Raw genomic sequence first — 9037 nt, 5'->3', positions numbered from 1 at the left:
TGGCTCTTATAGCGTTGCCTGTTGATATGGTCCGAGACCGATGGCACCGAGGATCAAGGCGTCGGGTGTGACGTTCTGTCCCAGCGCTTCCAGCGTTCTGCGCCAACCAAGATAATTGGGGAGATTCTTGGTGGCGACGCCGTGGAAGCGCCGGAGCCATTCCTTCAGCCGGCCATGATAAGCGTTGACATTGTTGATGTGAAAATCAGGCGCGTTTGGTTGTGGCTTACCTGGCATTGGCAGGATGTGCGTCGGAATGCCCGCCTTGCGCGCGAAGGCAACAATCGCGGTGCCACCGTCGCAACAGAATTCGTTGGCGGGAGTTACGATACCGTCCAGTGCCGCTGTGATCGACAAGCGGTTCAGTTTTGGCAGTACGGCATCGGTGGTGGCGCCATGCCGGTCACGCGCGACAAGCACAGGTATCTGTTCAGCGGAGATCCCACGCTTGGTGGGCTTGCCGCCTCTCTTGCGGGCCTTACGCGGCATCGCCGATCGCTTGCCCTTGAATGACTCCAGGATAAACGTCTCGTCGCCTTCGACGATCCCCGCCAGGGCGTGGGGTTTGTCTTTGGCCAGCGATTCAAGAAACCTGTGTCGCCACCTAAAGGCAGTGGTGTAATGCACGCCGCTCCGTTTCGCCGCTTTCGCCGTGCTGACACCGTCGATCATGGCCCCAGCTTGTGTGGCCCATTTTTCCTTGTGCCGCAGACGAGCCAGCGGCGTTTTCGTCAGGGCGTTGAATGTGCGTCGGCAGGTCTTGCAGCGATAGCGTGGCAAATCCGCAGACTGACCCCAACGCACAACGTCGCGGCCGTCACAATGGGGGCAGCCGACGCTATCCACGCGCCGCTGCCCGAGTTTAGCCACAGCTTCCCCTGCAATTGGGCTCGATGCCAGCGCGGCAGGCAACATCATTGCAACCGACCGTTCACCAGCGCTCATCAGGTCGATCCGCGCCGTCATAAGATCCTGAGATACGTCAGCTTCATCAACATGGCTGTCCGACGCCTCCAAAAGGGCCAGAGCCTGCCATGTCCGTCGCAGCTGAGGAAAGGTCAGCGACGCAATCCGCCCGAGCCAGTATTCGAAATCTGCCACGTCCATGGATCGTCTCCTCACATCAAACCAGACCCTCGTAGCCAATATCAACAGCTAACGCCACAAGAGCCAAGTTTTTTGCTTGTTTTTTTCAGAAAAGAAGTCTTTTTTATGCCTGCATTGCCGCTGCCAGCACTTGCGCGACGTGCACGGCTTCGCGGTTGCTGCCGTCCTTGATCTGGTGGCGGCAGGATGTGCCATCGGCCACCAGGATGGTGGTGGGATCGGCGGCGCGGATGGCGGGCAGCAGGGTCTGTTCGGCCATGGCGCGGGAGATGTCGACGGTTTCGGTCTGATAGCCGAAGGCGCCGGCCATGCCGCAGCAGGTGGAGTCGATGGTTTCGACGGCGAGGCCGGGGATCAGGCGGAGGGTGGCCTCGATGGTGCCCATCGCGCCGAAGGCTTTCTGGTGGCAGTGGCCGTGCAGCAGGGCTTTGGCGGCGAGGGGTTTCAGGCGGGGCTTGAAGCGGCCGGCGCCGGCTTCGCGGGCGATGAACTCCTCGAACAGGAGGGCGTTGGCGGCGGCGCGGTCTGCCAGAGGGCTGGGCAGCAGGGCGGGCAGTTCGTCGCGGAAGGTGAGCAGGCAGGAGGGTTCGAGGCCGACCAGGGGGACGCCGCGCTCGAGGAAGGGGCGGAGGGCGGCGAGTGTGCGGGTCATTTCCGCGCGGGCGGCATCGACATCGCCGACCGAGAGGAAGGTGCGGCCGCAGCAGAGCGGGCGGCGGGCGGGGTTGGCGGGTTGCGCGCGATGGACGCGGTAGCCGGCGCCGGTGAGGACGACGAGGGCGGCGGTGAGGGTTTCGGGCTCGAAGGCGGCGTTGAAACTATCGGCCCAGAGGACGAGTTCGGGGCCGCCGGCCGGGCCGGATGCGGCGGGGGCGGTGAAGCGGTGGCGGCGCCAGGATGGGAGGGGGCGGCCGGCGGTGAGGCCGGTGAGGCGTTCGGCGGCTTTCGCAAGCAGGGGGATGCGGTTGCGCAGGTTGAGCAGGGGTGCGAACGGGGCGAGCCAGGGGGCGTAGTGCGGCAGGTAGGCGACCAGGCGGTCGCGCCGGGACGCGCCGTGAGTGCGGCGGCGGGCGGCCTGGACTTCGATTTTCATGCGCGCCATGTCGACCCCGGTGGGGCATTCGCGTTTGCAGGCCTTGCAGCCGACGCAGAGTTTCATGGTTTCGGCCATGGCGTCCGACGCCATGGCGTCGGGGCCGAGTTGGCCGGACAGGGCGAGGCGGAGGCTGTTGGCGCGGCCGCGGGTGACGTGCTGTTCATCGTGCGTGACGCGGTAGGAGGGGCACATGGCGCCGCCCCGGAGTTTGCGGCAGGCGCCGTTGTTGTTGCACATTTCCACCGCGCCCTGCAGGCCGCCGGCGCCGCCGGGGTAGGCTGACCAGTCGAGCACCGGGGTGTGGGTAGAATCGGTGTATTCGGGGGCGTAGCGGAACAGGGCGCGATCGTCGAAGCGGGGTGGGTCGACGATTTTGCCGGGGTTGAAGGCGGCGGCGGGGTCGAATTCGTGTTTGACCGCCTCGAAGGCGCGGACCAGGCGGGGGCCGAACATGGCCTGGTGGAATTCGCTGCGGACGATGCCGTCGCCATGTTCGCCGGAGTGCGAGCCCTTGTAGGCGCGGACCAGTTCGAAGGCGGCTTCGGCGATGGCGCGCATGGCTTTGACATCGTGCTCGAGGCGGAGGTTGAGTACCGGGCGGACGTGCAGGCAGCCTTCCGAGGCGTGGGCGTACCAGGTGCCGCGCGTGCCGTGGCGTTCGAACAGCTGGGTCAGGCGGTCGGTGTAGTCGGCGAGGTGTTCGAGCGGGACGGCGCAGTCTTCGACGAAGGAGATCGGTTTGCGCTGCTCCTTCATGGACATCATGATGTTGAGGCCGGCGGTGCGCAGGTCGGTGATGGCGGCTTGGAGGGTGGGGTCGAGCACTTCGACCACGCCGCCCCAGTGGGCGCCCGGACGATCGAAGCCGAAGCCGAGATCGCCCATCATGGTGGTGAGGCGTTGCAGGCGGCGGGTGTTTTCGGCATCGGATTCGGCGAATTCGACCAGGAGCAGGGCGGCGGGGGTGCCGCGGACCATATGTTCGAGCGTGGGGCGGAAGATGGGGATGGCGCCGGCGCGTTCGATCATGGTGGCGTCGACCAGTTCGATCGCGATCGGGGCGAGGGTGACGAGGTGCTGGGCGGCGTCCATCGCGGCGCGGAAGGCGCCGAAATGGCAGACGCCGAGGGCGCGGCGGCCGAGCAAGGGGGCGAGTTTGAGTTCGATGGCGGTGCTGTAGGCGAGCGTGCCTTCGGAGCCGACCAGGATATGGGCGAGGTTGACGCGGCCTCGCGCGGGGTTCAGCGCATCGAGATTGTAGCCGCCGACGCGGCGCTGGACCTTGGGGAAGCGGCGGGCGACTTCATCGGCCTCGCGCGCGCCGATCGCGATCAGGTTTGCGGCGAGGTTGCGGCGGGCGGGGTCGTTCAGGTCGGTGAGGTCGGCGGCGATGTCGCCGAAGTGCATGGCGGTGCCGTCGGGCAGGACGGCGTCGATCGCGATGACGTTGTCGCGCGTGGTGCCGTAGCGCAGCGAGCGGCCGCCGCAGGAATTGTTGCCGACCATGCCGCCGATGGTGGCGCGCGAGGCGGTGGAGACATCGACCGGGAACCAGAGGCCGTGCGGGCGGAGTTGGCGGTTGAGGTCGTCGAGCACGATGCCGGGTTCGACGACGCAGCGCCGGTTGGCGACATCGAGCGAGAGAATGCGGCGGAGGTGTTTCGAACCGTCGATGATCAGGCCGCGATTGATGGTCTGGCCGGATTGGGAGGTGCCGCCGCCGCGCGGGGTGACGGGGATGCCGGCGTCGCGGGCGAGGTGGAGGGCGCGCAGGGCGGCTTCGGTGGTTTTGGGGACGACGACGCCGAGCGGGGTGATCTGGTAATGCGAGGCATCGGTGGCGTAGCGGCCGCGGCTGAACGTGTCGAACAGGACATCGCCGTCGATTTCGGTGCGGAGGCGTCCTTCCAGCCCATGGGTGCGCGTGGCGGTCATGCGGGATGGCTCCTCGGGCTGCCGGGATTTGGCGTTGGGTGGGGCAGCGATCGCATGATTGCCGCCAATGATCAATCATCCATGATAATTTTTATTGATAAATGAATGCAAAATATAGGGATTGGGTCACGGTCTAGTCGGGCTGGAGGGCGGGACCATCGGTCAGGTGGCTGATCACGGCACGCTGTTTATTGCGCAGATGCTGGAACAGAAGGTCGCTGAGCTCGGCGCCGGCGCGGCGGTGCAGGGCATCGAGGATGGCTTCGTGTTCGCGCATGGCTTCGCTCCAGCGGTCGCGTTTGCGATCGAGGTTGGCGGCGTAGCGGATGCGGCGGATGCGGTTGGCAAAGCCGGCGTAGCTTGCTGTGAGGGTATCGTTGCGGGCGGCTGCGACGATGTGGTGGTGGATGGCCTGGTTGCACTGGAAATAACCGTGCAGGTCGCGCCGGAGGTAGCAGCCGTACATCTGGTGGTGGAGGTGTTCGATGGCGGCGACTTCGTCATCGCTGATGCGTTCGCAGGCGAGGCGGCCGGCGAGGGCTTCGAGGCCGCCCATCACGTCGAGCAGTTCGGCGATGTCCTGCGCGGTCAGGCGGCGGATACGGGCGCCGCGGTTGGGCAGCAGGTCGATCAGGCCTTCGGCGGCCAGGACCTTGAGGGCCTCGCGCAAGGGCGTGCGGGAAATGCCCAGCATGTCGCAAAGCTGGCGTTCCGGCACGCGGGCACCGTCTTCCAGATTGCCCTCGACGATATAGTCGCGGAGGCGAACCAGGACTTCGTCGTGCAGGGAGTTGCCGCCCTGCGGCGCGGCGCCATTTCCAACGGGTGTTGGCTCGGTTTGTGGGGCCGGATGCTGGACGGTCGCGCTGTTCATTTCGATGATGGTAATCCATTGAGCGGATGTCGTCGATCGTAAAATGAATTCATAAATAACTTGTTTTATCTCGAATTAAATGCGATATCATGGACGGTAACACCGATCGCTGATCCCAGCCGGATGAGGAGCCCACCGATGTCGACGCCGCAAGGTCATCATTTTCTGCAGATTCCCGGGCCGAGCCCGGTGCCCGAGCGGGTGCTGCAGGCGATGCACAAGCAGATCATCGATCATCGGGGGCCGGAATTCGCGCGCCTCGGCCGGGATGTGCTCGCAGGGTGTCAGGCGATTTTCCAGACCGGTAACCCGGTGATCATCTATCCGTCGTCGGGCACCGGCGCGTGGGAAGCCGCGATCGTGAATACGCTGTCGCCGGGCGACAAGGTGCTGATGGTCGAGACGGGACATTTCGCGACGCTGTGGCAGAAAATGGCGGCGCGGTTCGGCCTCGAGGTCGATTTCATCAGGGGGGATTGGCGGCATGGCGTCGATCCCGCGGCGATCGAGGCGAAGCTGGCCGAGGACGCCACACGCGCGATCAAGGCGGTGATGGTGGTGCACAACGAAACCTCGACCGGGGTGCTGAGCCGGATCGCGGATATCCGCGCCGCGATGGATCGGGCGGACCACCCCGCGCTGCTGCTGGTCGATACGATTTCATCGCTCGGCTCGGCGGATTACCGGCATGACGAATGGGGCGTCGACGTGACGGTCAGCTGCTCGCAGAAGGGCCTGATGCTGCCGCCTGGTCTGGGGTTCAATGCGATTTCGGACAAGGCGCTGGAAGCCTCGCGCCACAATACGATGCCGCGCTCGTACTGGGATTGGCAGGAGATGCTGAAACCCAACGCGAACGGGTTTTTTCCCTCCACGCCGGCGACCAGCCTGTTGTATGGGCTGCGGGAATCGATCGCCATGCTGCTGGAGGAAGGGTTGGAGCGCGTGTTCACCCGCCATCGGCGGCTGGCCGCCGCGACCCGCGCCGCGGTGAACGCCTGGGGGTTGGAGATTTTGTGCCTGGAGCCGGCGGAGTATTCGCCGGTGCTGACCGCCGTGATCATGCCGGCCGGGCACGATGCCGATGCGTTCCGCAAGATTGTGCTGGAGCGCTATAACATGTCGCTCGGCTCCGGGCTGAGCCGGGTGGCGGGCAAGGTGTTTCGCATCGGGCATCTGGGCGAATGCAACGAATTGACGCTGCTCGGCGCGCTGACCGGGGTCGAACTCGGGCTTGCCGCCGCCGGGGTGCCGCATCGGCCGGGCGGGGTGGCCGCGGCGATGGCAAATCTGGCCGGGCGCAATGCCGATCCTGCGGTGCCATAGCGCTGACCCGATCGGGCCATAAAATTGCCGCGCTCGGGCAGCCCTATGGCAGTCTGACTGGAGCGGAGACCGATCATGGACAAGTTGACGATGAGTGTGCTGGGCGCGATTGCCGGTGTGGCAGTGGCGGGCTCGGCGCAGGCAAGCACCGCGGTGGATACCGGCGGGGCCAATGGGTCGGCGGGCATTTCGTCCTATGCCGATCTGCTGGCGCCGATTCCGAACGCCGCGGCGGTGCTGAAGGCGGAGGATGCGGCGCATGATGCGGCACCGCACATCGAACTGGCGCAGGCCTATCTGCAGTTCCAGTACGGGCCACCGCCGCCCCCGCCGCCGCCGTATTACGGGTATCCGGGCCCGTATTATCACCATCACCATCATCACCGGTATTACCGCCCGCAATATCACCATCATCACCACCATCATCACGGGTATGGCCGGGGCTGACGCGGCCGGCGGTCAGCCCGGCTCGCCGCCAGTTTCTTCGATGAGGGCTTTTTCGGCGCGGGTTTTTTCGATCGCGGCACGCAGCAGACGGCGATAGGTGGCATCGAACACCGTGTCGCTCGCGGATAGCCAGCGGGAATCGGCACCCAGCGTGTCGCGGCTGGCGTGGATGCGCCGGCCGCGCAATTCACGTTCGGCGGCTTCGTCCTCGGTCATCGGGACCAGGGTGAAATCGGGCGTGGTCGGCAGGAACAGCATCTGCATGAACGGCTCGCCGGGGCGGAAGACGTGGGTGACACCTGCGGGTGGCGCCTTGAACACCACGAAGGAAATCATCGGCCACCAGCTGGTGCGCAACAGGGCGGGGACGGCGAGCGGCACATCGTCCGCCGCACTCGTGTAATAGCGCGGATGCGGCTCGGTGCGGATGGCGATATCGTCATCCACCATCAGATCGAGCAGAAGCTGGTAGGTGTAGTAGCCATCGCCGAAGGAGCGGAACGGCGGCCATTGCAGGTCGGGGTCGGGCGGGGCGCCGAAATCGCCGTCGAGCGCGACGCGGCCATCACGGCGCGACACCCGCAATTCGGTGTCGTAGGGGTAGAACAATTCGATGCCGTATTGCGCGCCCTCGACGAAGGGCATGCAGTGCCATGCCTGTTCCAGCGAGCCGTCCTGGCGGGGTTGCGCAATGCCGCCCCAGCCCGGCACAATGAGCTTGGTCCGCCTGGGCGCGAGGCGGGGTTCGAACAGGCGGTATTTGACCATGGTCATGACAATCTCCCTGGATGCACGGTGTCGGCGATCATGACCAACGACGCGCCGATGGCAATTTTTTGGCAGGCGACGCTGCCGGGTGCCGCGCGGTGACCGCCTATCGTGATCCGATCGATATTTACCTGCTGCGCGTGCTGCACACTCTGCTGGTGGAAGGCAGCGTGACACGCACGGCGGTGCGGCTCAACCAGTCGCAGCCCGCGATCAGCGCCGCGCTGAAGCGGCTGCGCGATATCATCGGTGATCCGCTGCTGGTGCGCGGCAAATCCGGCATGGTGCCGACCGAACGCGGCGCCGCGCTATTGGAACCGACCATGATCGCGCTGCACGAGATCAGCCGGATCGCGATGCAGCAGACACGGTTCGACCCGGCATCGAGCCAGCGACGGTTCCGTGTGGGATCGCCGGATTATCTGAATATCCTGTTCGTGCCGACGCTGGTCGAACGGTTTCGCCGGGCGGCCCCGAACGCCGCGCTCGAATTGCACCCGCTGTCGCCCGATTCGCATTTCGAGACCGCACTGGAAGAGGGGCAGTTCGACCTGGTGATCGGCAATTGGCCCGATCCGCCGGCACGGTTGCACCGGCGCGACCTGTTTACCGACGACGTCGTCTGCCTGGTCGCACGGACCCATCCACTGGCGGGCCGGCCGGTCACCGAGGCCGATTACCTCGCGGCCGCCCACGTCGCGCCGACCCCCTATTCCGCGATGCAGCGCGGACCGATCGATACCCACCTCAGCCGCGCTAGACTCAAACGCAACGTCGCCGTGATGGTGCCATACTTCAGCCTCGCCCCGGCTCTGCTGGCGAAAAGCGACCTCGTGTTCACCACCACCCGACGCTTCGCCACCCACCACGCCCACACAATGCCCCTGGCCGTGCTGGAATCGCCGATCGACTTCCCGCCCATGCAATACTACATCCTGTGGCACGCACGCTCGCACCTGTCCGCCGAAATTCAGTGGCTGGTCGACCTGATCGCCGGGGCAATGTGAGGCGGGGGACAAGGAAGGCGGGGAGCAAGGAAGGCGGGGGGCTTTCCCCCCGGAGCCATCAATGGCCGATCGTGATGGTGGCGGTGCGGCTGGCTTGTTGGCTGGCGGGCGGGCTGCCGACGGCGCCGAGGCCTTGGGTGGAGACCCGGGTGGCGGGAACGCCGTCGGCGATGAGTTGGGTGGCGACGGCGGAGGCCCGGGCGTTGGAGAGTTTGATGTTATCGGGTGTGCTGCCGACGGTATCGGCGGCGCCGGAGACTGTAACGGGGCTGAGCGGGTAATCGGCGGCGACTTTCGCGGCTTTGGTGATCACGCTCAGGCCGGGCGCGCGCACGGCGGCGGAGTTGGGCTGGAAGAAGATCACGTAGCTACGGTCTGGATGCATGAAGGGCAGGTTGGCGCAGCCGGCCAGGGCCAGCAGCGGCAGGGCGGACAAGACGATCGAACGGCGCATGAAAATCTCCTGCGGGTTCATTC

General features: G+C 65.7%; 8 protein-coding genes. 3 read left to right on the top strand and 5 right to left on the bottom strand.

The annotated features are described in order from the left end of the window. Positions 1–6 precede the first annotated feature (6 nt). The 3 genes from BW994_RS16265 to BW994_RS16255 form a co-directional block, all read right to left on the bottom strand. Positions 7–1107, bottom strand: a complete 1101-nt coding sequence (locus BW994_RS16265; protein WP_083703307.1) for an IS1595 family transposase — start codon at positions 1105–1107, stop codon at positions 7–9. A 103-nt stretch (positions 1108–1210) separates the two neighbouring features. Beyond that, entirely contained in the window at positions 1211–4138 is a 2928-nt protein-coding gene (locus tag BW994_RS20470; RefSeq protein ID WP_029313266.1) for an FAD-binding and (Fe-S)-binding domain-containing protein, read from the bottom strand. 133 nt (positions 4139–4271) lie between these two features. Beyond that, positions 4272–5012 (bottom strand): GntR family transcriptional regulator, encoded by a 741-nt coding sequence (locus BW994_RS16255; RefSeq protein WP_029313265.1) that lies wholly within the window; start codon positions 5010–5012, stop codon positions 4272–4274. 138 nt (positions 5013–5150) lie between these two features. Between BW994_RS16255 and BW994_RS16250 the strand changes: the two genes are divergently transcribed. Together BW994_RS16250 and BW994_RS16245 are read left to right on the top strand one after the other, a co-directional pair. Continuing rightward, the gene (locus BW994_RS16250) at positions 5151–6338 is read left to right on the top strand and encodes a pyridoxal-phosphate-dependent aminotransferase family protein (protein WP_029313264.1); all 1188 of its coding nucleotides are present in this window, start codon (positions 5151–5153) and stop codon (positions 6336–6338) included. Positions 6339–6413: 75 nt separating this feature from the next. Continuing rightward, a complete protein-coding gene (locus BW994_RS16245) occupies positions 6414–6785 on the top strand; it encodes a hypothetical protein (protein ID WP_029313263.1) in 372 nt (123 codons plus the stop codon). Between the two features lie 12 nt (positions 6786–6797). On the opposite strand, the gene BW994_RS16240 is transcribed toward BW994_RS16245, so the two are convergent. After that, positions 6798–7559, bottom strand: a complete 762-nt coding sequence (locus BW994_RS16240; protein ID WP_051657560.1) for a hypothetical protein — start codon at positions 7557–7559, stop codon at positions 6798–6800. Positions 7560–7573: 14 nt separating this feature from the next. On the opposite strand from BW994_RS16240, the gene BW994_RS16235 reads away from it, so the two are divergent. Continuing rightward, positions 7574–8560 carry a LysR family transcriptional regulator gene (locus BW994_RS16235; protein ID WP_245801592.1) on the top strand — a complete coding sequence of 329 codons (987 nt, stop codon included), beginning with the start codon at positions 7574–7576 and terminating at the stop codon, positions 8558–8560. Positions 8561–8618: 58 nt separating this feature from the next. Here the strand turns inward: BW994_RS16235 and BW994_RS16230 are convergent, their stop codons facing one another. After that, positions 8619–9014, bottom strand: a complete 396-nt coding sequence (locus BW994_RS16230; protein WP_162176819.1) for an OmpA family protein — start codon at positions 9012–9014, stop codon at positions 8619–8621. Positions 9015–9037 lie beyond the last annotated feature (23 nt).

The sequence above is a fragment of the Acidiphilium rubrum genome, assembly GCF_900156265.1.
Classification (GTDB): domain Bacteria; phylum Pseudomonadota; class Alphaproteobacteria; order Acetobacterales; family Acetobacteraceae; genus Acidiphilium; species Acidiphilium rubrum.
The sequence above is the reverse complement of the archived record's forward strand: the minus strand, read 5'-3'. Positions and strand labels throughout refer to the sequence as shown.